General features: G+C 40.2%; 24 protein-coding genes and 1 pseudogene. 8 read left to right on the top strand and 17 right to left on the bottom strand.

Annotation, left to right across the window (positions count from 1 at the left end; all coding sequences use genetic code 11):
- A partial coding sequence (locus GZ78_RS28020; RefSeq protein ID WP_330217593.1) for a group II intron maturase-specific domain-containing protein occupies positions 1-279 on the top strand: 279 nt, incomplete at its 5' end.
- A 71-nt stretch (positions 280-350) separates the two neighbouring features.
- Here GZ78_RS28020 and GZ78_RS00910 read toward each other — a convergent pair.
- A complete protein-coding gene (locus tag GZ78_RS00910; RefSeq protein WP_236631453.1) occupies positions 351-782 on the bottom strand; it encodes a hypothetical protein in 432 nt (143 codons plus the stop codon).
- Positions 783-879: 97 nt separating this feature from the next.
- Positions 880-1602 (bottom strand): cupin domain-containing protein, encoded by a 723-nt coding sequence (locus GZ78_RS00905; RefSeq protein ID WP_081869617.1) that lies wholly within the window; start codon positions 1600-1602, stop codon positions 880-882.
- A 618-nt stretch (positions 1603-2220) separates the two neighbouring features.
- Here GZ78_RS00905 and GZ78_RS00900 point away from each other — a divergent pair.
- Positions 2221-3063 (top strand): hypothetical protein, encoded by an 843-nt coding sequence (locus GZ78_RS00900; protein WP_034832022.1) that lies wholly within the window; start codon positions 2221-2223, stop codon positions 3061-3063.
- A 283-nt stretch (positions 3064-3346) separates the two neighbouring features.
- Positions 3347-3694 (top strand): hypothetical protein, encoded by a 348-nt coding sequence (locus GZ78_RS00895; protein ID WP_034832020.1) that lies wholly within the window; start codon positions 3347-3349, stop codon positions 3692-3694.
- A gap of 86 nt (positions 3695-3780) precedes the next feature.
- Here GZ78_RS00895 and GZ78_RS00890 read toward each other — a convergent pair whose 3' ends face one another.
- The 4 genes from GZ78_RS00890 to GZ78_RS00875 form a co-directional block, all read right to left on the bottom strand.
- Positions 3781-4032: a hypothetical protein gene (locus tag GZ78_RS00890; protein WP_152558478.1), complete on the bottom strand. Its 252-nt coding sequence runs from the start codon at positions 4030-4032 to the stop codon at positions 3781-3783.
- 149 nt (positions 4033-4181) lie between these two features.
- The gene (locus GZ78_RS00885; RefSeq protein WP_034832016.1) at positions 4182-5174 is read right to left on the bottom strand and encodes an IS30 family transposase; all 993 of its coding nucleotides are present in this window, start codon (positions 5172-5174) and stop codon (positions 4182-4184) included.
- A gap of 176 nt (positions 5175-5350) precedes the next feature.
- Complete coding sequence (locus GZ78_RS00880; RefSeq protein WP_034832014.1) at positions 5351-5881, bottom strand: hypothetical protein; 531 nt, start codon at positions 5879-5881, stop codon at positions 5351-5353.
- Positions 5882-5883: 2 nt separating this feature from the next.
- A complete protein-coding gene (locus tag GZ78_RS00875) occupies positions 5884-6357 on the bottom strand; it encodes a hypothetical protein (protein ID WP_034832012.1) in 474 nt (157 codons plus the stop codon).
- Positions 6358-6435: 78 nt separating this feature from the next.
- Here GZ78_RS00875 and GZ78_RS28665 point away from each other — a divergent pair.
- Positions 6436-7406 (top strand): annotated as a pseudogene (locus tag GZ78_RS28665) (IS1595-like element ISEnu2 family transposase).
- Positions 7403-7687, top strand: a complete 285-nt coding sequence (locus GZ78_RS28005) for a group II intron maturase-specific domain-containing protein (protein WP_330217601.1) — start codon at positions 7403-7405, stop codon at positions 7685-7687. Before GZ78_RS28665 ends, GZ78_RS28005 begins: the two are co-directional and overlap by 4 nt.
- Before the next feature lie 83 nt (positions 7688-7770).
- Here the strand turns inward: GZ78_RS28005 and GZ78_RS27030 are convergent, their stop codons facing one another.
- The 3 genes from GZ78_RS27030 to GZ78_RS00855 form a co-directional block, all read right to left on the bottom strand.
- Positions 7771-8859 carry a hypothetical protein gene (locus GZ78_RS27030; protein WP_051785693.1) on the bottom strand — a complete coding sequence of 363 codons (1089 nt, stop codon included), beginning with the start codon at positions 8857-8859 and terminating at the stop codon, positions 7771-7773.
- Between the two features lie 810 nt (positions 8860-9669).
- A complete protein-coding gene (locus tag GZ78_RS00860; RefSeq protein ID WP_034832011.1) occupies positions 9670-10089 on the bottom strand; it encodes a hypothetical protein in 420 nt (139 codons plus the stop codon).
- Between the two features lie 593 nt (positions 10090-10682).
- The gene (locus GZ78_RS00855) at positions 10683-11441 is read right to left on the bottom strand and encodes a hypothetical protein (RefSeq protein WP_034832009.1); all 759 of its coding nucleotides are present in this window, start codon (positions 11439-11441) and stop codon (positions 10683-10685) included.
- A 105-nt stretch (positions 11442-11546) separates the two neighbouring features.
- Here GZ78_RS00855 and tnpA (GZ78_RS00850) point away from each other — a divergent pair, with 105 nt between their 5' ends.
- On the top strand, positions 11547-11981 hold the full coding sequence (gene tnpA / locus GZ78_RS00850; RefSeq protein ID WP_034833922.1) for an IS200/IS605 family transposase: 435 nt from the start codon (positions 11547-11549) through the stop codon (positions 11979-11981).
- Positions 11982-12374: 393 nt separating this feature from the next.
- On the opposite strand, the gene GZ78_RS00845 is transcribed toward tnpA (GZ78_RS00850), so the two are convergent.
- A complete protein-coding gene (locus GZ78_RS00845; protein ID WP_201772625.1) occupies positions 12375-13790 on the bottom strand; it encodes an SIR2 family NAD-dependent protein deacylase in 1416 nt (471 codons plus the stop codon).
- 86 nt (positions 13791-13876) lie between these two features.
- Between GZ78_RS00845 and tnpA (GZ78_RS00840) the strand changes: the two genes are divergently transcribed.
- On the top strand, positions 13877-14311 hold the full coding sequence (gene tnpA / locus GZ78_RS00840) for an IS200/IS605 family transposase (protein WP_034833922.1): 435 nt from the start codon (positions 13877-13879) through the stop codon (positions 14309-14311).
- 1015 nt (positions 14312-15326) lie between these two features.
- Here the strand turns inward: tnpA (GZ78_RS00840) and GZ78_RS00830 are convergent.
- Entirely contained in the window at positions 15327-15809 is a 483-nt protein-coding gene (locus tag GZ78_RS00830; RefSeq protein ID WP_051785692.1) for a hypothetical protein, read from the bottom strand.
- Between the two features lie 147 nt (positions 15810-15956).
- On the opposite strand from GZ78_RS00830, the gene GZ78_RS00825 reads away from it, so the two are divergent.
- Positions 15957-16931, top strand: a complete 975-nt coding sequence (locus tag GZ78_RS00825; protein ID WP_034831994.1) for an IS30 family transposase — start codon at positions 15957-15959, stop codon at positions 16929-16931.
- A 758-nt stretch (positions 16932-17689) separates the two neighbouring features.
- Here GZ78_RS00825 and GZ78_RS00820 read toward each other — a convergent pair.
- From GZ78_RS00820 to GZ78_RS00795, 6 genes are all read right to left on the bottom strand, one after another.
- Positions 17690-18619 (bottom strand): 5'-nucleotidase, encoded by a 930-nt coding sequence (locus tag GZ78_RS00820; protein ID WP_034832006.1) that lies wholly within the window; start codon positions 18617-18619, stop codon positions 17690-17692.
- A gap of 96 nt (positions 18620-18715) precedes the next feature.
- Positions 18716-19078, bottom strand: coding sequence for a hypothetical protein (locus GZ78_RS00815; RefSeq protein WP_034832004.1), 363 nt, complete (start codon positions 19076-19078; stop codon positions 18716-18718).
- Positions 19079-19089: 11 nt separating this feature from the next.
- On the bottom strand, positions 19090-19350 hold the full coding sequence (locus tag GZ78_RS00810) for a hypothetical protein (protein WP_034832002.1): 261 nt from the start codon (positions 19348-19350) through the stop codon (positions 19090-19092).
- A 99-nt stretch (positions 19351-19449) separates the two neighbouring features.
- Positions 19450-19776, bottom strand: a complete 327-nt coding sequence (locus tag GZ78_RS00805) for a hypothetical protein (protein ID WP_034831999.1) — start codon at positions 19774-19776, stop codon at positions 19450-19452.
- 13 nt (positions 19777-19789) lie between these two features.
- On the bottom strand, positions 19790-20287 hold the full coding sequence (locus tag GZ78_RS00800; RefSeq protein WP_236631452.1) for a hypothetical protein: 498 nt from the start codon (positions 20285-20287) through the stop codon (positions 19790-19792).
- Positions 20288-20406: 119 nt separating this feature from the next.
- Positions 20407-21189 carry a hypothetical protein gene (locus GZ78_RS00795; protein WP_034831996.1) on the bottom strand — a complete coding sequence of 261 codons (783 nt, stop codon included), beginning with the start codon at positions 21187-21189 and terminating at the stop codon, positions 20407-20409.
- Positions 21190-21541: the final 352 nt, after the last annotated feature.

The raw sequence follows: 21541 nt of genomic DNA, 5'->3' as shown, positions 1-21541 counted from the left end.
GCCAACGGCTATCAGCTCTGCTGCGATCTGGATCACTGGATACGTCGCAGAATCCGCATGGCTTATTGGCGACAGTGGCGAAAGCCTCGTACAAAAATCAGACAATTGATGCGTCTTGGCGTTGAAATCCGAACGGCAGTTGGTTGTGGTCGAAGCAGTAAAGGCCCGTGGAGAAGCGCGAAAACGCCGGGTATCAATCAGGTGCTATCGCTGGCTTATCTGAAATCACAGGGGCTCTATTCAATGCGGGACGGATGGATCAAGCTTCACCATTCTTAATGAAACGCCCTGTGCGGACCCGCATGCAGGGTGTTGTGGGGGCTGGAGGTTAGAAACCTCCGGCTACCCGATTAACCTTTTAATTTATACGCATTAACATATTTAGTAATTGACTCCATGCCTTTTTGGGAAACCCCAAATTCAGAATAATTATGTGACTGAATTTTACGTAAAGCACGCCAAATTGGTAAAACTATTTCTTTGGTACCACCCGTGATATGAAATAACTGCTCTCTTTTACCACCAATAGCATTATTAGAATATTCTAGTGTTACGTGAAAATTATTATTGGCTGGGTAAATCTTTAAGAAATACCCAACAGGCTCCAAATGCCAACAAACTTCACCACCAACGCCTGTGATTGCTGAATCTAAAACAGATTCAAGCCTATACACAGGGTTTTCAGGTATATTGGATGCTAGAAAATACTCTTCTATTTCTCCACTCTTAATTTTCACGGGGAGCCATCCATTCTCAGGCTCCTCAAACTCTATTTTAATCACAGGTTCTACCATGCGAGGTTAACGCCCAAATCAGGTGCGCCGTAGGCGCAGTCCCCTGGAATTTTTTGTTATGTGCGATGCTCAAATTATTTTTCCATTAGAAACCTGGAAATTGTTTATGCTCAACAGCTTTGTAGATATTAGGGCTATTAGGTTCAGGAAGCGAAGATCGGGTGTACCACCTGTATCTTTCTAGCCGATCGCCTCTGTATGGAGGAGTGAATACATCCAATAGTATACAGTCTTGTGTTGCCTCTAAAGAATGTATGTTTCCTCTTTGTGTGGTTAAAGTGGAAAAGTTTCCTTTGGTTAAGGTAATTGCTTCTTTTAGCTGGATAAAAGTACCTGAAAATGAGCCATTATTTTCAACTGGATTAAAGATTTCAATACGAACTTCACCATCTAGGCAGAGAATAACTCCTGTCATGTCAGGATGATTATGTAAAGGGATTTTATCACCTTTTAAAAATTCAATTATGACCACATCAAACTTATCGTCTTTAAACACTGTAGTTAGCTCTGGAAACCCAAAGATAGTTTTTTTGAAACTAGAATATAGATCAATTAAATTTGAGTCTTTAATATTTAAAGTGGCCATTATTGAGATAAGTTCTCGTACATAGAGTTCTTGATCCCAGCTGTTTGAAAATTGGTTATTTGAAATCTTGTTGACCTTCTTCAAAAACTTTTTCCAATTTAACTTATTGCAATTATTTTCATAACAGAAATCATCAGAAAACAAGTGTGTAGAAGATATATATGCAAGCATTATAGCAACTCCTTTTGCCGAAATTTTTAAGAAATGGCGACGATTATGCATAAGGCTCTACTATTCAAAAAAGATAAATCTTAGCATAACTTTTTGTGAGATTTTTTTGTATAGCACATAACGCCTGGTTCAGGTGCGCCGAAGGCGTCACCTGGAACAACTTGTTATGTGGGTTGTTTGATGTTTATTTGAACTGGACATACAGAAGGAAACATGCTGTAGAAACCAATAAAATACCCATTAATAGATTAAACAGTTTTAATCTGAATTCACTGTTCAGAACTACTGTAGCTTTGTCACCAAGAAGCGACCATGAAAAAAGAGATAGATAGCAAACTACAAAATATATTAGTGAGAATGTCAGAAATTGTACATTGCTTTCAGAAGATGAAAATAATGTTACTCCGGCAACACCGGGCTGCGCCGCAGGGTAACTGCTCATTCTTTGTAGGTAAACTTTAGAGTCGATTGACTATAGCCCAGTAAAATCAGGGGCACCATTCTTGAAATCGGCACTTTTGCCTACAAAAAATGAGCAGTTACGCCGCAGGCGCAGTCCCCTGGAAATTTTTGTTAGGCTTCTTTGTTGGTTATTCAAACCATCATGTTAGTGATACAGACAACAACAAATACTACTCTCTAATAAGGTTCTTAACTAGGAATTAACACATGGATGGTACTCATAGAGCAACAACCAATAACTTTTCAGTCTATGTTGATGATGATGATAGCGATTTGTATGGTGATCGAGATGTACCATTAAAATCAGATATTACTCGTGATGGCAATGATGTAGGAATACAGGTTGAGCCTGATGAAACTGCCCCGATCGCACAACCAATACAACATAGGTCTATTTCAAGACAAGTGATAGCATCAGCACAACATGTACCCGCTATAAACACAGTTGAAGCAATTCAATTTTATACAAATGCAATTTTAAATAATGAAGTGCCGCTTATTTCCCCAGATTTAACTTATATAGAAAAACTCGGTTTCACTGATGATGTAAAAGCTTTTAATGATTTATTATCAGGTCTAGATATTTGGGCGCTGGTAAATCATAAGTGGGTATCAGAGCTTGTCAACTGGGTTAAAGGCAATTCTTGTCTTGAAGTAATGTCCGGTAATGGTTTTCTTGCAAAAGCATTAAAACAAAATGGGGTTGAAGTCATAGCAACTGATGATAGATCTTGGGATGACCCAGATAGTGATAAAATCCGTTTTTATGATGTTGAAACCTTAGATGCAATTGATGCCATCAAAAAATATAGTGATAAAAAAGTACTAATAATGAGCTGGCCTCCACCAAATGTATCAGTATCATATGACGTTTTAAAAGCGTGGGGCTCCGAAAAGCCTGTGATTTTTATTGGTGATAAAAAAGGTGGTATGACAGCATGTGATGACTTTTACAGTCACTTTAAAGCTATTGATGAACAACCAGTAAAAAGTTATTTGCCTGCACATAATGCTCAAGACACTGTTCTTATTGGGTATTACGTTCCATAATTTTGAACTGTTGAAGCCTAACGCTTGCTTCAGCCGCGCCGCCGGTGTCGGGTGGAGGGGCGAAGCCCCGGTACGAACTGGAAGCATTTGTTAGCTGCGTCTACCTGAGTTTAAGTTATTAAAAAAACTTTTTAGGATTAATAAGATATTTTCCTATATAAAAAAACATGACCATTATAAGATTCAAAATCTCCTGTGATCCTGAATCTCTGGGGGGTACTTAGCTTTTAGCTTACTTTGAATTTTTTCGATGTGTCAAGCAATAATTGTCAGTTTAACTTCTATGAAAAGAATACTAATGCGATTTATTTTTTCATTATTGTTAGTAACTGCTCCTTTGAAGAGTCAGTCTGTAGAAATTGATCGAGCTGTTTTAGTTAGATCAATGCACAATGTTTTATTCTTAATCATAAGAGTTATTGAAAATCAAGTATCAACCTTTTATCACATATATCAGCTACAAGAAAGCTTAGGACAATATTGGGGTTCTCATCTTGAGCAGCTTGACTCTGTTAAAGTCAACGAACAATACCTAACTGTAAAAATAGCGTCATTTGAAGAGGTTTCTTACATTCCTACTGAGTTTACTTTTATAAGATGGGTAGCTCCCAATGAATGTAACTTTAGATAAATTACTAATTGGTATGTTGGAGCAGCTAACGCCCAAATCAGTTGCGCCGTAGGCGTCACCTGGATTTTTTTGTTAACTGCTGGGTTTTAGCTTTCAGTAGACTCACCTGGTGAACACAAATTTCCTTTGCAATCATAATATAGATCGTCAGGAGAGCACAAATTTCCCTTACTATCATAAAAAAGATCATCTGAACTGCATAAGTTACCTTTACTGTCATAAAAGAGGTCATCTTTTGAGCAAAGATTGTCTTTGTAGTCATAGAACAAATCATCATAACCACAGAGGTTGCCTCTGTAATCATAGAAAAGGTCACCATCATCGCCACGAGCAAACATTAATTGTCTCCACTCTTAAATTTCGAATATTGTATGCCTCATATTATTTATTCTGAATACGTAATATGAGAAATAACTCTATTCCTGAGTGCTTTCCTAAATCAGTTTATTCCATTATCAAATAATTTCATGACTGAACTTACCTGAATTCAAGTCATAAGTGCATAACCCATGACTTTTCTTGCATCTATTCCTGTTAACTCTTTAAATGCCTCATAAGGGGTTTTGTAACCCAGGCATTTTCTAGGTCTACCATTCAGCTTATCGACCGCAATGATGACTTCTTTGTCTGTGACATTATCAAGCTCCATCGACTTGGGAAAATACTGCCTTAGCAGACCATTAGCGTTTTCATTCTGGCCTCTCTCCCATGAGTGATAGGGTACAGCGAAATAGCTGTCACAGCTCAAAGCTTTTGCTACCTCTTCATGCTCAACAAATTCTCTTCCATTGTCGTAAGTTATGGTTTTGACAAACTTCTTTAAAGGCTTGAGAGAGCTAACCATCGCCTGTTTAACTGCTTTCGCCTTCTTTCCTGGCAGTGGTACTGCAAGGCGAAGCTTGGTCTTGCGCTCATCCATTGTGACAACGGCTCCTTTATGGTTTTTGCCAATTATTGTATCGGCTTCCCAGTCTCCAACCCGTTTCCGGTCATTAGCAATCTCCGGACGGTGTTCTATGCCAACACGGTTAGGAATGCCTGTTCGATTATGGGCTGAACCATATCGTTTTCGGTACGTTTTACCTTGGTGGCGCAAGTGCTTATAAAGCGTTCCACCGGTTTTTTTGTCTTCCAGTATGAACTGGTAAACGGTCTCATGATGAAGCTTTATGACACCTTCCTGCTCGAGCCTTCCGACAACTTGCTCAGGGCTCCAGTCTTCTCTGATATCACGCTCAATCCGTTGTTTAATGTCATCAGTAAGCTTTATCGACTTGGTCTTTTCCTTATGCCGTTCTTCAGCCTTGCCGTGCGCTTGCTTGTGACGGTAGCCTCTTTGTCCTGTATTGCGGCCCAGCTCGCGGGACAAGCTACTCTGGGATCGCCCCAGTGCCTTGGCAATCTTATTTTGAGAGACTCCTTCTTTCAGTTGAAGTTCGATATAATGTCTTTCTTCAAGGCTCAGGTGTGTATAGGCCATCCTTGGCTTCCTCTGCTTGGTTTCGTCGCTAACAGAGTACCCCTGAGTCTTGATTCATTTCAAAGGTGTGTAGCGATCAGTTGATTACAGAGGTTATGCACTTATGATACGAATTCAGGTTATTTGATAATCACTATATGAAGCACTTAACGCTTGGTTCAGGTGCGCCGAAGGCGTCACCTGGAACCACTTGTTATGTGCTTTGTTTGAACCAGAGATTCAACCATGCTGCGATCAACTGATGGTTTTTTAGATTTAAGAAGGTTGATGAATTCTATAGCATTTAGCCCATTTAAGGTGTTTTTTTGACTTATACTTGCATTGTTTTCAAGTAATATTTCTACAAGATCCGAGTCATTTAGTAATATTGCACCTTGAATTGCAGGGAGTCCATCTATATTACTTGGCTTATTTATATCAATACCGTTTTCAATAAATAGTTTTATAAGCGTGTTTCTTGTTTCTTTGTTTTCAATGTTCAATAAAAAACCTAAACCGGCTTGATTCTCTAGATTTTGGATGTCCTTTTCATTTGCTCTGTAATTCATTAAATAATAACTGCATGCCTTCATTGGAATAAGGTCAGATTCTTCATTGGTTGCACATATCACAAGATCATCAATTTCTGTATTTTGCAATACGTATAGGATCAATAGTGTAGGAGTCAAGAGTATGAATAATAAAAGGGGAAGAATAAATTTTTTCATTTTTAACCCCAAATAACCTTACTATTATTACCATCTGCATAGGCAATCAACTTCATAGTGTTGATTTCTCGGAGGGCAATTCCATTGGCTAGGAGAACTAATATGCTAGTAAAGTTTAACTCTAATTTTTCTCTTACTCTTTCGTATATTTTTATGTCCTTCAAATTCTTAATATTATGGCTGTTAAACCAATGCTTAGAAGCGTCTTTTCCAAACTTTTTCAGTATTTCTCTCACTCCTACAGTTGGATTTGAAGTACTTCGAAAAAGCGCTTCAACATAACCTAAGCTGTAAGAAGCATCTATTGCTTCAAGTAACAAAGCCTGTGCGAATGATCTTGTATCGTTGTTGATCCTTAACCTATTTATCAACATATGTTTGTTTTTAAAAATAAACTTTAAGATTATGACTGTTTCATCTTCATTAAAGATGAGGTCGTTTGGATTGAATTTTTTTAGTCGGATTGTATTTTTCATTATTTACTCCAGGCTATGTTTCGCTAAAGGGTTGACAGGACTAAACTGTCACGAGGTTCTTCAACCGGAGGCTAGGTTATGCAGTCTCAGCAGTTTCAAGAAGTTCTTAATGCAATTTCGTTACTGACAAATCAACAGAAAAATATTCTGCTTAATGCACTATCGGATCGACATTCCCCTTCCGATATTGCTGTCTCCATCGAAGAGGGCTTTATAAAGGCACCAATATGCCCACACTGCGGTTCTGAAGATCTACAGCGGTGGGGGATTCGCTACCAGCGCCAGCGTTTTCGTTGCAAGGATTGCCATAAAACTTTGAACTCTTTTTCCAAAACACCATTGGCTCGACTCAGGCACCCCGAAAAATGGTCCAGTTATCTTAAAGGAATGACTCATTCTCTCACACGCTTCGTCCGGCTGCCAAGCAGTGCCAAATATCGCTTGGAACTTCATTCCGCTGGCGTCATCGCTTTTTGCAAGCCATTGAGCATGATCAGGCACCAGAGCTTGGTGGTATAGCGGAAATCGACGAAACATTCTTTCGTGAGTCGTTTAAGGGGCAGAGGAAAGGTCTGCCTAGACCTGCTCGCAAAAGAGGCTCCGATAAGAAATCTGAATGCAGGAAAGTCCCAGTCATGGTAGCCAGAGATCGCAACTGTCACACTGTAGATGGTATTCTTGATAACGAGAGTGCAGACGAACTTTGTCGTCATTTGAATGGTCGAATCAATATTGAAACTGTTGTTTGTGCTGATGCAAGTCTCGCTCACGAGAAGCTTGCGAGGAAGCTGGGATTCACCTTCAAGGAGCTGGTGACATCATCTGGCAAAAGGGTTTTAGATGGAATCTTTCACTTACAACATGTCAATGCATATCATGGCCATCTTAAGGGCTGGATAGAAGGGATTTTTCATGGGGTTGCGACAAAATACTTACCACATTACCTGGGCTGGCGTAGAGCTTTAACCGGGATTCAAACTCTAACACCTGATCGATTGGGTAATAAAATTATGGAGTTTCTCCGCTTTCAACCTTTAAGTGCAACATAGCCGCCAACGGCTATCAGCTCTGCTGCGATCTGGATCACTGGATACGTCGCAGAATCCGCATGGCTTATTGGCGACAGTGGCGAAAGCCTCGTACAAAAATCAGACAATTGATGCGTCTTGGCGTTGAAATCCGAACGGCAGTTGGTTGTGGTCGAAGCAGTAAAGGCCCGTGGAGAAGCGCGAAAACGCCGGGTATCAATCAGGTGCTATCGCTGGCTTATCTGAAATCACAGGGGCTCTATTCAATGCGGGACGGATGGATCAAGCTTCACCATTCTTAATGAAACGCCCTGTGCGGACCCGCATGCAGGGTGTTGTGGGGGCTGGAGGTTAGAAACCTCCGGCTACCCGATTAGCTGCGGGGCTAGCTATTTTTTCCCTGAGTTGGTTTTAAATCTATTTTCTTTATAAGTTCAATTAATATTTCTTGCGTATTTATAGGAAATGAATCAATAGATGTTGTTTGATTTTGATTGCTAGCAAATATTCTATTGGCAATTTGCGATTTTATTTTATGCTGCTCATCATCTGGTAGTGAGGCTAAGTACGGCGTTATTGCTTTTAAATCGAGTGCAGTCTGCAAATGACTGTTTTGCTGACTACGATGTTTAGATGACTCCCTGGCTAGATATGCTGCAGGTATAGACAGAAAAAATGATAATACAATTCTAAATGAGGAGCTTTGCCAATCAAAATTTTCTGTTGTACTTTCCCAGAATGAATACCCAACGATTATAACGATTAAAAGCATGCAACCAATAGATGCAAACCTCAACCAATCAGCCATTTTTTTCTCATCTGAAGCACTTTGCTCAAAATCGCCAGCTATTGTTCTACCGGACACATGCCCAAGAATATCATCAATTTGCTTCTTCTTGTCTCTTATTTCCTTTAAGGCACTGTTATATGCTTTAGAAGCTTTATCAAGTTCATTCTTTATTTTTCCTTCAAGTTCTTCTGTTTCAGTTCTTATTTTTGCCACTTGAAGTTCGTTTTCATTTAATAGTTTTTTTATCCTTCTCTCATATTTTTCATACTCAACATCAAGATTGTTTTTGAAAGGGTTTTCAACTTTAACCGAATCGTAATCTTCATTGATCTTATTGAAATCAACTGGTGTATTTTCAACTAGATTTTGAGCTGATTGAGATAAATTTAATATCTCTTCACCAGTTTTACGTGTATTGGCATCTGCATCTTTGAATTTAGCAACAGCATGACCAATAAGTGAGCCTCCAGTAGTAACATTTTTTGCACTACTTAAACCTATTTCACTATATATTAAATTGGTGTTTACAAGTTCAATATACTTTGATTTGTTGTTCTTATATGTTTGAAAAGCATCTTTTAGTGCTTTTGGAATAGGCTTTCCTTCCAGAGACTCTTCTAATCCGTTTATCAACAAACTAGAGTCTTGAATATATTTATTAAATGTATTAAATAGTTTTTCCATATTTTACTGAATTCTCATTTATGTATAGCGGCTAACGCCTAAATCAGCAGCCGCCGAAGGCGGTCTGCTGGATTTTTTTGTGTACGCCCGGCATGGGCATGAACTTATGGGGTGAAAGTCCCCTGTAGGAAGATCACCGTTGAAAACCCTGTTGTGATTAAACGCTAACTACTAGCGAACGGCAAGGGCCAGCCCGTGAGGTCTGGTCTGGAGGAAGCCGCTAGCAAAGCTGCGAGCTGATGAACAAGAACATCCTATGAGGCGTAGGCTGGAGGCGAGTTGGCATAAGACAACGAAGCCACGTGATCTGACGGCCACCGTAAAGGATGCAGTTGCGCAGTGACAGTTCATGTCCTTATCCGGGGAGATCTGCTTAACACGCGATCGGTTACTTTCCAGTTCTCAGCCACTGGTCTCAACAGGCTCGGCGAACAGAATGCATCCCTCTGTTCGAGCAAACCGGATGACCACCGATAGCGCCGTCAGTCAGAGGCAACTCTGCCGGTGATTAAGCAGAAGTCAGCAGAAGGCATAGTAGTCAAATGCCCGGCGTAATGGCCGGGACACGGCGAAGGCCTGAACATTAAGAATAAAGGAGGAGCCTTATCAGACTTGAATACACGAATGCCGCCCGGTAATGACGTGACTCAGCGTGATGATACGAAGCCAGCCTTTGGCGACAATCTTTTCGACCACGTTTTCACTGGGGGACGGATGGATCAAGCTTCACCATTCTTAATGAAACGCCCTGTGCGGACCCGCATGCAGGCTGTTGTGGGGGCTGGAGGTTAGAAACCTCCGGCTACCCGATTAGGTGCGTTGTTGATTTTGTTCCGGGAATTTGGCCAACCATGGTTTGACTTCATCATCAATAATTTGGTAAAACTCTATCATATCATCTTTTTCAAGATACCCTTTATTAACGCTGAGAGTATAGAATTTTATAAATGAGTCCATATAGCTTTCTATATCTTCCTCACTCACTCCAGAGAAATTTTCTACCAGCCACTCTGTTAAATACTCTCCTACGGTATGGATTCCATTGTGACATGCTAAAACCTCACCCCTAAGCAGGTAATCATTGATAAATAAATCAATGTTTGATAAATGATTTTCAATTTCTTTATCAGAAATATTGTACTCCCTTAAATACGTTTCAAAAGTTTGTAATGCATAAAAATTTACAACCCTATTCAATCTGACTTTTTCTTTCCGCTTTCTGAACTCCATGATTTCATACCTTACTACTGAATATGAAAAATAACCAAAGCAATTGCATTAAATTTTATCGGTGTAATCGGTGAGATATTTCTCAAAGTAGATATTTTAGCTTTAAAACTGGGCTGGAGTTTATGTTGAGCACCTAACGTTTGCAGCAGGGGCGGCGAACACAGTGAGGCGTCCCTTTTGTCTGCACTTGTTAAGTGGCCCTGGCCGCTACGATGGTTGGGCTGGCGAGACTCCATTGATATTTTTTGGCACCTGACCTCACCGCCAGCAGATTAATCTATTTTCTGTTTTTTACTGAGCACTGATTCAGAGTCACTGAGGAGAAAAAAAAGCAAAGCACTTGTAAATGGTTGTCTATTGCTCAGAACTGAAGGACTCCGAACTCTGTGCTGTCGTGGAACAAGGAAAGAAAACCTGAAACCTCTTGCCAGCTCCGCCCAAAATTGAGAAACAGCATACTGCTTTCGCTGGCATTGCAAGAAGGATAATACACCTGATCTTGATCGCCAGATGGTACACACCTTCTTCTTTCTACTTGTACGGCACTTTCATATTACTAACCAATCTATGCACCCTGCCACTTAACGCCAAATTCAGCAGCTGCCGAAGGCAGTCTGCTGGAATTTTTTGTTAGGTGGTTTGCATAGATAGGAAGTGTATTCAGATTCTGATCTGTCGCCTTTCCATCTGGGGAAACGATATCTTACGTCAAATGGCAAGAAGAATTTTTCTAATGTCGCACCGGCTGAATTATTACTTGCATCAGAAAATAATTTCTCAAAATTATCATTCCTGCATACAGTTCTTGGAACTATAAGAACTAATCCTCTATCTTGACAGTTATAACAGCCATCCATCAATTTACCTATAGTAGCAGTGAAGTTCTTCTCTATTTTGTAGAAAAATGTGGTTTCAGGATTTTTTAAATGCACTGAATCTGGATTCAGTGACTCCAGATTTAAATCAAAGTAGTTACCTGGAAGACTTTTAATTTGAATTTCTTTTTCAATATCTTTGTAATTCATAGTGATGTGTTTTTTTAGATGCTTCACAGCTTGGTCTAAAGCAGTTAAGTCGAGATCATTCAAATAGATAATTAAATTATCTTCTTCTTTTCTATTTTTTAAAATGTTATCTAAGGTTAATGTTAGAATCTTAAATCTGTCAGTATTTTCTGAATAATCACAATACTCACATGAGCATTCTCTAGAATGAATGTCTTTTTGATTAATAGCTGGAGAATAATCACTTTTATATCTGTCACCATATCTAAAAACTGGATTTCCAGCACCAAGCTCAATATGCACATAGCATTTGGCTGCACTAGATTTTAATGCATCGTGAAAATCCACGTCCTATGGACGTGGTCATGAATGGTTGGCTCCGCCTGCCATGAACTACCCATGCTACTCCTTATCTCTGAGTTGTCCCCACAACTACTAGAGATAGGAAGTAACATGAGTAGATTTGAGAAGTTAACGCATGTCATCTGGCATTGCCAATACCACATAGTTTGGGTACCAAAGTATCGGTTTCGTGTCTTAACCGGAGCTGTAAAAGCTGATGTTCACAACAGCATTCAGGTATTTTGTAGTCAGCTTGGTTGTACGGTAGTTGAGCTGAACATCCAAAATGACCATGTACATTTGCTGGTGAAGGTACCTCCGAAGGTTTCGATTTCAACGCTTTTGGGAACGGTGAAGGGTCGTACGGCTCTGAGGCTGTTTTCGAAATTCCCGTATTTGAAGAAGAGGCCATATTGGGGCAATCACTTTTGGGCTAAGGGATATTGTGTTGATACCGTTGGTGTTGATGCAGAAATGATACGCAAATATGTGAAGTATCAGGAGAAAAGAGAGCGTCTCCAGCAGGAGATAGATTTCAGGAAATAATTTTCAATCTTGGGACAACTCTCACCAGCCTTCTCTGAAGGCTGGCGGTATTAGCCCCCTTTTAGGGGGCATAAAGCAAAACCACGTTCTATGAACGTGGATCATTTACTTTTTCTATTAAATGCAGTTCCTTTACTTTTAGATAGATCTTTTGAATCCACCACTGCTGCATTAGGGGTAACATTTGTAGAAATCGAGTCCATGAAGAAAGTCCTTTTTCTAGGTTTATAAGTAGGACTCAAGAAACCTGAAAATGTTCATAACATTCATGTAACTGATACTGACATTATCATTCTCAGATGTGAACTGACCTCCTAACGCCAAGTTCAGCCGCGCCGCCGACGGCGGCGTCGGGTGGAGGGGCGCAGCCCCGGAACGAACTGGAACTTTTTGTTATGTTTCGGTCAGCCGATCAATGATTGCTTTTTGAGATTCAGAACAGTTTTCACTCTCTTTGATTTTTAGCAACCATCGTTTATCTGATTTTTGATAATCCAGTACTTCATCATGTTCTAATACATTCAAAATATGTTGTATATCTAGTTCACTAAGCCAACTGGTATATTGGCTGAACACTTTCCATGTACCCCAACACTTACCGATTTCTCTAGGGGCGGACCATTTTAGAATTTCAATTATATGCTTAATTCTATCTTCATAAATGTCATGCACAGGCTTTGGAGAAATCCTTAATACGTTTAAAAATGGTCTTTCTGCCCGATCAAAATCCCATACACCATCAGATTTGGAACATAATTTCATTATGGAGGAATAGAATTTGTTTTTCACTTCTGGACTTGTATAACCTGATTCGTTTGTCATCCAGATAATAGATTCTGTTATTCTATCAATTTCCCTATAAGAGATTCTATTCTCTGGGGATAACAGTTCACCACCAAATTCTTTGAATAATACTTGATTGTTTAGAATTTCAACCAAGGCACTTATTGCTTGGTGTCTAGATTCAACTGTAGAGAATGTTTCTAAAACTGTTTCTCTTTCGATAGGTTTTTTTGTGACTATTTTTGTTATCAGAGTTGATGATCTTTCTTTTATTATTGAATGCTCGATCAAGAATCTTTTTGTAGAATTCTTAAACTCCTTATAATCAGATGCTAAATCTTTCAAAAATGTTTCAATATCTGCTTTTATTATGTGAATATTCTTGTTTTCAAACAGAAGTTTTGATTCTTGTAAAACGTGATCACTTACAGTTGGATGTACAACCATATATGCAGGTGGTTTTTCCTCACCCAGATGAGCATAAACCTCATCATATATGAATCCAATATTTGGATCAGTAAGGCTATAACCTATGAAAACTGGTGAGGCTTCAGAGAATAGTGTATAAATTTTTCTATTTAGATATGTATCCTCTCTTTGAAATGAGAAGTATTGAGACTGTGTTATTACAATGCTATCTGGACGACTAAGATCACCATGAATTTTGAGGATATTCCTTCCCGAATTTGATACTTGAGGACATTTGTCTTTTCTAATTACGACATTAGCTATTCCATCAAATATTTTTTCTAACTGATCATCCCAATTAGTTGTGACCAGCATATTTGGTGCGAATGCTTGGAATCGTCTCAGCCAGCTTTGATTTTCAACATCTTTCTTTAGCTTCTTTAATGATTCAGCAACTATTGAGTTAAATTCTACTTCGTTACCACCTTTTGATATAAAATATGCAGATAACAGCTCTGCTGCTTTAAGAGGGTTTGATACATCAATAGTTAATGGGTAATCAATATGTTCACTGATTTTAATGCATCGTGAAAATCCACGTCCTATGGACGTGGTCATGAATGGTTGGCTCCGCCTGCCATGAACTACCCATGCTACTCCTTATCTCTGAGTTGTCCCCACAACTACTAGAGATAGGAAGTAACATGAGTAGATTTGAGAAGTTAACGCATGTCATCTGGCATTGCCAATACCACATAGTTTGGGTACCAAAGTATCGGTTTCGTGTCTTAACCGGAGCTGTAAAAGCTGATGTTCACAACAGCATTCAGGTATTTTGTAGTCAGCTTGGTTGTACGGTAGTTGAGCTGAACATCCAAAATGACCATGTACATTTGCTGGTGAAGGTACCTCCGAAGGTTTCGATTTCAACGCTTTTGGGAACGGTGAAGGGTCGTACGGCTCTGAGGCTGTTTTCGAAATTCCCGTATTTGAAGAAGAGGCCATATTGGGGCAATCACTTTTGGGCTAAGGGATATTGTGTTGATACCGTTGGTGTTGATGCAGAAATGATACGCAAATATGTGAAGTATCAGGAGAAAAGAGAGCGTCTCCAGCAGGAGATAGATTTCAGGAAATAATTTTCAATCTTGGGACAACTCTCACCAGCCTTCTCTGAAGGCTGGCGGTATTAGCCCCCTTTTAGGGGGCATAAAGCAAAACCACGTTCTATGAACGTGGATCATTTACTTTAGTACATCTTCCCAGCTTCCATATCCAAAATTATATGAAAAGCCAGAACCAATCCATAAGAAATAGTTCTTAGTGAATATAGAAGCAAAAAAATTATATTTCGCTTCATCATTTAGATTATTAATACAACTCATTTTAATACTCTAGAAACATAACGCTTGCAGCAGGGGCGGCGAACACAGTGAGGCGTCCCTTTTGCCTGCACTTGTTAAGTGGCCCTGGCCGCTACGATGGTTGGGCTGGCGAGACTCCATTGATATTTTTTGGCACCTGACCTCACCGCCAGCAGATTAATCTATTTTCTGTTTTTTGCTGAGCACTGATTCAGAGTCACTGAGGAGAAAAAAAAGCAAAGCACTTGTAAATGGTCGTCTATTGCTCAGAACTGAAGGACTCCGAACTCTGTGCTGTCGTGGCACAAGGAAAGAAAACCTGAAACCTCTTCCCAGCTCCGCCCAAAATTGAGAAACAGCATACTGCTTGCGCTGGCATTGCAAGAAGGATAATACACCTGATCTTGATCGCCAGATGGTACGCACCTTCTTCTTTCTACTTGTACGGCACTTTCAGATTACTAACCAATCTATGCACCCTGCCACTTAACGCCTGCATGAGCCGCGCGCCGAAGGCGCGTCGGGTGGAGCCCTTCAGGGCGGAACGAACTCCATGCACTTGTTAGGTGCATGGCACAATCCTGATAAACAGGGCAAGAGCCTCTTCAAGGTTCTCGCTTAAAAACAAGGTAATATGTGAATGATGCCACGGCAACACTAGCAACAAAGGCTGCAATTGAAAATAAAGCAACTTTCAGGGTTAAATGTCCAAGATAATAAAGCCCAAACATAAACAATGAGAAGAATACAAAGGGTGCAATATTTCTGATGAAATTTACTAGCATTATATTCACCAGATCATATCAAATGTTATTTCAGCACTGACTGCGGCAGCAGCCCCAAGAGCAAATGTCCAAGCAGTAGCACAAATAAAAGCGCCAGGTCCACAAGCTAGGCTGGCCACATAACCTCCAGCAGCCATTCCTCCAACACTTGAAGCTAAGATGGCACCTTCTTTTGCTGTCTGTCTAGTTTTATCCTCAGCGGTAGATATATTGTAAACAACCATCGCAACAGCCAGAACTACTAAGGCTCGACCAGCAATACCCATTGCCTTGGCACCGGTATTGGCTGATGGTCGCTGTCTTCCAGCAGATGTTACAATCTCTTTCCAGACTGTGTTTCTCTGAGCTTGATTGAGGTTTTCAAAGTTACTGTTAAAAATCCTTTTTGCGTAAAGACTTTCCAGCTGTGTAAGCGTTTTGCCGCTATTTTTCAGGTTGTGTGACCAAGCTTTACCAACATTCGAAAGCTTACCTCGAGTCGCATCCATTATAGTGTTACGTATTTGAGATGCCGCTTTTGCTCCTGCTTGGGGAGATGCTGGATTAATACAATAAGTGCAATCGACTGATATTTCAGATGTGAGCCAGCTGCTGGTACATTCTGTAGCTCTCACACTCAGAAATGGAAGTCAGGAATGAATACACAAACCAAACTATACAAGCAACTGACTCAGGGGCAACGATACCAGATCGAAGCTCTTCTTGGGACAGGTCTTACGCAGAAAGAGATTGCAGAGAGAATTGGCACCAGTGCAGGCACCTTATCTCGGGAGCTTCAACGCAATACTGATGGCAACGGTTATTGTGCCGAGACAGCTCACAGTATGGCTATTCATCGTAGAGTGTCAGCCAGAAAATACAGTAAAGTCGATGAACGACAAATGCCGATTATAGAAAATGGTCTGCTGCTTGGCTGGTCACCTGAGAACATCAGCTGCAGGATGAAAATCGAGATCCCTGAAATCACCTTGAGCCATACCACTATTTACGCTCGTATCGCTGATAACAAGGCCAGCGGAGGCACACTGTACAAGAAGCTGCCTCGTTTTGGAAAGAGACGCTGCAAGGGCGGTAAACGCAAGGCGGGACGTTCCCTGATACCCAATCGCGTTGATATTACTGAACGTCCTGAGGTTGTAGATCTTCGGTCTCGCCTGGGAGACTGGGAAGGTGACACGGTATTTGGACAGGACGCTCACCTGGTGACATTGGTTGACCGAAAAAGCCGCTTCACACTGATTGATAAAGTGGACAACAAGCAAGCAGAAACGGTTGCAGATAGCATGATTAAATTGCTGGGACGGGTATCATCTGTTTGCACCATCACACTGGATAACGGGGGTGAGTTTGCCGCTCATGAAAAGGTAGCTAAAGCAGTGAGTGCTGATGTATTTTTTGCCAAGCCTTATGCCAGTTACCAGAGAGGAACGAACGAGAATACTAATGGCATCATCCGTCGAACCTGGCCTAAGAAAATGGCTCTCGGGGGGCTGACAGCAGCAGAGATTCGAGAAGCTGAATTGTTAATCAATACCATGCCGAGAAAAGTATTAGGTGGGCGAACTCCGCTCGAAGTCTACACCGGGGAGTCGCTTGCACTTATTGCTTGAATCCAGCATAGCTTGCCAGACCGAACTTGGGTTCTGATTTCTTGCGAAGCTTCTCTAGTTTTGAGAATGTAGTCACGGCGGTGCTTTGAATCAGGGATGAATTTCTGAGCAAATATCAAAGCTTGAGATTCCATCAAGGCTAAGGCTGGCTCAAGGTCTTGGTTTAGTGGCCGCATGTTTTCTTATTGCTTTAAAAAACTTCTCGAAGATTACACTCGAAAGTCTTACTGGTAAACCCAATTTATATGGACATGAAAGCAGTNTAACGCTTGCAGCAGGGGCGGCGAACACAGTGAGGCGTCCCTTTTGCCTGCACTTGTTAAGTGGCCCTGGCCGCTACGATGGTTGGGCTGGCGAGACTCCATTGATATTTTTGGCACCTGACCTCACCGCCAGCAGATTAATCTATTTTCTGTTTTTTGCTGAGCACTGATTCAGAGTCACTGAGGAGAAAAAAAAGCAAAGCACTTGTAAATGGTTGTCTATTGCTCAGAACTGAAGGACTCCGAACTCTGTGCTGTCGTGGCACAAGGAAAGAAAACCTGAAACCTCTTGCCAGCTCCGCCCAAAATTGAGAAACAGCATACTGCTTGCGCTGGCATTGCAAGAAGGATAATACACCTGATCTTGATCGCCAGATGGCACACACCTTCTTCTTTCTACTTGTACGACACTTTCAGATTACTAACCAATCTATGCACCCTGCCACTTAACGCCTGCTTAAGGGGCGCCGTAGGCGTCCCATTTGAAGCACTTGTTCAATGACGTTTATTCGCAATGCCAAAGGGTATGTGAACCATTGGTATATCACCTGCTTCAGACTCTAGATGGCTTCTTTGGTCATCAAAAAACATATGAGGCTGCAAGCGGCTAAGTATCCTGTCTTTTACCATACCTCCAAGGAAGAAGGTTTCATTTGCACTAACCCCCCAATCCTCAAGTGTTGTGATCACTCTTTCATGTGATGGGGCATTTCTAGCAGTGACAATAGCTGTTCTTATGATTTGTTTATATTCTCCATCCCTAACTTTTTCCCGTTCCTCTAATTTCTGGAGAAAGGCTAATTTCTTGAAAAGGTCTGCCAATGGTCCTGGTTTATGAGGTATGTGAGACTTATCCGTTTCATGCTGGTGAAAATCTGGTAAATCTCCATCTTTAAAAACAGTTTCAGATTCATCATCAGCTATAACTCCATCGAAGTCGAAAGCAATCCGAAGCTCTTCGTCAGAATCATCATTCACCACCTTGCTTGGCAGTACAATTCCAGCGGGATAACCAGCATCGATTGCACTTAGAACGTCACCTTCATTGGCAGTAAGGAAGAGTGATGCATTGAATGCGGGAATGTATTCGTAGGGAGAACGACCTTCCATGAAAGCGGCTCTGGTAATATTAAGGCCGTAATGGCTGATTGATCTAAAAACTCTTTTTCCTGTTGCTGCTGAGTTTCTTGATAGTAAAACTACTTCTACAGGCTGCTGTTTTTGAAATCGGTTGTTAAGATTTAAAAATCTCTTTATGAATGGGAAAGCAGGGCCTTTTTCAAGAATTTTATCCAGATTTTCTTCTTGGAATTTTTTGTATTCTTTTGGCCCGCTCTCAACATAGACCGCGTGTGATTCACTTAGATCAAATAATGCACTTGATGAAACAGCAATTACCAATTTTCTTTCTATCGGGTATGGCATTATCTCTCCTTAGTCATTGAACGCCTGCTTCAGCCGCGCCGCCGCAGGCGGCGTCGGGTGGAGGGGCAAAGCCCCGGAACGAACTGGAAGCATTTGTTATGTGCGCTGCTGATTTATAAACTTAAATAGTTTTTTACAAGTTGAATCTATTTCTTTTTGCCAAGTTTCATGCTGCGGATAAATAAGTGGTCCTTCGTATTGAGTAATATAGTTATTTAATATTTCTTTTGGAGGTAGTTCAGCCAATTCTATGTCATGTTCATAACCAAAGATTTCACTGATTATGTATCCACCTAAAGCATGACAAGATGACTTATGCCTTCGAATTGTTTTTTCGGAAAGATTCGATTCTTTAAGCATTGTTAAAAAACCTTTAAAAATAGATGTTAGTTCTTTTGAGAGTTTCTCATCTTCATCAGAACAATTCCATTCTCTTGGCCATTCGGAATATTTTTCCATAGCAATTATTCCTAAAACGCTATATCTTTGAGTTCTTGCATAGACAGGTGTGAATATTGATTGAAAATTTTAAGCGAAAGTTTTGCATAATTTGTAGCTTTGCCCTCACCTTCGATTGCCTTGAAATTACCTATTCGATAATTCATACTGCCCATGGAAACTCCTATCGTATCAGCAATTTCCTGCTTATTCATAGGAGAGTGATCGAATCCGAATTTATAGACAAACATGATCTTTAAATCATCTTTTTCAATCCATATATGCTTTGTCAATTTTTACTCCTTAGCACATAACGCTTGCATGAGCCGCGCGCCGAAGGCGCGTCGGGTGGAGCCCTTTAGGGCGGAACGAACTCCATGCTTTTGTTAGCTTCATATCCCCATTGATGCGAGTTGGAACTTTGTTCGCATACCAATTGCAGAACCTTTTAAGCAAATATAATAGCTTTTGTTTCTTCCTTTTATGTGCCTAATCACTGCATTTCTTGCTTGTTTGCTAGCCCAGTTTAAAGCATTGCCAAAGTAAAATGGCCTTGGAACTTTATCCATGTATTTGTTGCAATCTTCATTTTTTCTAAGTAGTTGTTCCAAAAGTTTTAAAACTTTTAAATTTATATTCCAGCTATAGGCTTGGTTCCCATAAAAGACGCTTAGAATATCCTGAAATTCTTTTTTCTCTTCGTTTGTTAAAGTTTCCATACCATACTACTCCTTAAAGTAATTTTATTCCCTTGGATAATTTATTTATTACCGACAAACTATCAGAGTCTTGAATTAAAATTTCAATACCGAAATCTATTGACTCTGAAACTATATATGCTTTTGACTCTTCTCGATTAGAAAGAATAAAAAGCTCAATATTATTATTGTTGTTTTTGGTTAATTTATAATCTTTGTGAGAATTGTAAAATGACTCTTCACTAATCCCTTCTGGATTGGAAAATGATGATTTAATAAAGTTATATACAGTTTTTTCAGATTCAGCGAATTCTATTTCAGACTTATTAATTACTCGATAGGTGATCAGAGGGCTTAAACTTGAAATAAATAGAGGCCCACTATCGAGCCAATACTTATCGTTTTCAAGAAGTATGGGTAACTCAATATTTCCAGATATAACCAAACTCTTCTGTTTGCTTTCTATTGTAGAGCAACCTGAGAGAAAGATTATGGCGATTAAAATATAAGCTTTGTATATTGACAGTCTCATAAAAATCCAAATTCTTGTATTTATTTTACGACATTGTAAATGTTTTTCTCTGGGGAAGCTAACGCCGCCTTCAGCCGCGCGCCGAAGGCGCGTCGACTGGAAGGCTTTGTTATGTTGCATTAATTAAAATGTTTGAGAAATCTATAATAAAGCTCTTTCTCACCACCCTTTAGGCTAACTTGTAAAAATTCATTTGCAATGCAATCTAGAGCACTATCTACAACTATTGATGCAAGGTCGATAATTTTTTCAGGATTTATTAGTGTTGTCATTTCTGGATTAAATGTCTCAATATTACCATCCCATTGAGTATTTGAATATTGCACCACTTCGTCAATATGCCTATCGAACTGAAAATAAAAGCTCGGCTTATTTGAGTGCGTAGCAATAGACATTAAACTAGCATTATGAAGAAATGAATTTCGTAATGCATACAGAGCTTTCATATCCATGCTAGCCTCTGGATACCCCGCAAAATAATACAATGATTTGAGTAGAGGACTTGCTTTATTATTTGAATGCTTGGGTATATCTGTTCTTGAATAGCAGAAGCCAACTTGCTCAATAACTGCAAATGCACCAGCGACTGGAACAAAGTTTTTCGAATATTCCATGTGCTTAGAGTGGTTAATCTCTTTTAAGGTAATTGGCAAAATAGATTTAAGGCAACCATCTCTAAGTTGATAAAAAGAAGCTTTGCCCAAATGAGCATATGCTAGCTCCATTAGTGTGAGATCTTGAAGGGTTTTACTCTTCCACTCTGATATGTTCAAATTAACTCCACTCTTGATGATGCAACATAACGCTTGCAGCAGGGGCGGCGAACACAGTGAGGCGTCCCTTTTGCCTGCACTTGTTAAGTGGCCCTGGCCGCTACAATGGTTGGGCTGGCGAGACTCCATTGATAATTTTGGCACCTGACCTCACCGCCAGCAGATTAATCTATTTTCTGTTTTTTGCTGAGCACTGATTCAGAGTCACTGAGGAGAAAAAAAAGCAAAGCACTTGTAAATGGTTGTCTATTGCTCAGAACTGAAGGACTCCGAACTCTGTACTGTCGTGGCACAAGGAAAGAAAACCTGAAACCTCTTGCCAGCTCCGCCCAAAATTGAGAAACAGCATACTGCTTGCGCTGGCATTGCAAGAAGGATAATACACCTGATCTTGATCGCCAGATGGTACACACCTTCTTCTTTCTACTTGTACGGCACTTTCAGATTACTAACCAATCTATGCACCCTGCCACTTAACGCC

This window comes from Endozoicomonas numazuensis (assembly GCF_000722635.1).
GTDB classification, from domain to species: Bacteria; Pseudomonadota; Gammaproteobacteria; order Pseudomonadales; family Endozoicomonadaceae; genus Endozoicomonas_A; species Endozoicomonas_A numazuensis.
The sequence above is the reverse complement of the archived record's forward strand: the minus strand, read 5'-3'. Positions and strand labels throughout refer to the sequence as shown.

What these genes read in the sequence shown, in the direction of transcription:
- GZ78_RS00905 (WP_081869617.1), bottom strand. Translation starts at nt 1,602, where the DNA reads ATGCATAATCGTCGCCATTTCTTAAAAATTTCGGCAAAAGGAGTTGCT.
- GZ78_RS00900 (WP_034832022.1), top strand. Translation starts at nt 2,221, where the DNA reads ATGGATGGTACTCATAGAGCAACAACCAATAACTTTTCAGTCTATGTT.
- GZ78_RS00895 (WP_034832020.1), top strand. Translation starts at nt 3,347, where the DNA reads ATGAAAAGAATACTAATGCGATTTATTTTTTCATTATTGTTAGTAACT.
- GZ78_RS00890 (WP_152558478.1), bottom strand. Translation starts at nt 4,032, where the DNA reads ATGTTTGCTCGTGGCGATGATGGTGACCTTTTCTATGATTACAGAGGC.
- GZ78_RS00885 (WP_034832016.1), bottom strand. Translation starts at nt 5,174, where the DNA reads ATGGCCTATACACACCTGAGCCTTGAAGAAAGACATTATATCGAACTT.
- GZ78_RS00880 (WP_034832014.1), bottom strand. Translation starts at nt 5,881, where the DNA reads ATGAAAAAATTTATTCTTCCCCTTTTATTATTCATACTCTTGACTCCT.
- GZ78_RS00875 (WP_034832012.1), bottom strand. Translation starts at nt 6,357, where the DNA reads ATGAAAAATACAATCCGACTAAAAAAATTCAATCCAAACGACCTCATC.
- GZ78_RS27030 (WP_051785693.1), bottom strand. Translation starts at nt 8,859, where the DNA reads ATGGAAAAACTATTTAATACATTTAATAAATATATTCAAGACTCTAGT.
- GZ78_RS00860 (WP_034832011.1), bottom strand. Translation starts at nt 10,089, where the DNA reads ATGGAGTTCAGAAAGCGGAAAGAAAAAGTCAGATTGAATAGGGTTGTA.
- tnpA (WP_034833922.1), top strand. Translation starts at nt 11,547, where the DNA reads ATGAGTAGATTTGAGAAGTTAACGCATGTCATCTGGCATTGCCAATAC.
- GZ78_RS00845 (WP_201772625.1), bottom strand. Translation starts at nt 13,790, where the DNA reads ATGACCACGTCCATAGGACGTGGATTTTCACGATGCATTAAAATCAGT.
- tnpA (WP_034833922.1), top strand. Translation starts at nt 13,877, where the DNA reads ATGAGTAGATTTGAGAAGTTAACGCATGTCATCTGGCATTGCCAATAC.
- GZ78_RS00830 (WP_051785692.1), bottom strand. Translation starts at nt 15,809, where the DNA reads ATGGATGCGACTCGAGGTAAGCTTTCGAATGTTGGTAAAGCTTGGTCA.
- GZ78_RS00825 (WP_034831994.1), top strand. Translation starts at nt 15,957, where the DNA reads ATGAATACACAAACCAAACTATACAAGCAACTGACTCAGGGGCAACGA.
- GZ78_RS00820 (WP_034832006.1), bottom strand. Translation starts at nt 18,619, where the DNA reads ATGCCATACCCGATAGAAAGAAAATTGGTAATTGCTGTTTCATCAAGT.
- GZ78_RS00815 (WP_034832004.1), bottom strand. Translation starts at nt 19,078, where the DNA reads ATGGAAAAATATTCCGAATGGCCAAGAGAATGGAATTGTTCTGATGAA.
- GZ78_RS00805 (WP_034831999.1), bottom strand. Translation starts at nt 19,776, where the DNA reads ATGGAAACTTTAACAAACGAAGAGAAAAAAGAATTTCAGGATATTCTA.
- GZ78_RS00800 (WP_236631452.1), bottom strand. Translation starts at nt 20,287, where the DNA reads ATGAGACTGTCAATATACAAAGCTTATATTTTAATCGCCATAATCTTT.
- GZ78_RS00795 (WP_034831996.1), bottom strand. Translation starts at nt 21,189, where the DNA reads ATGGAGTCTCGCCAGCCCAACCATTGTAGCGGCCAGGGCCACTTAACA.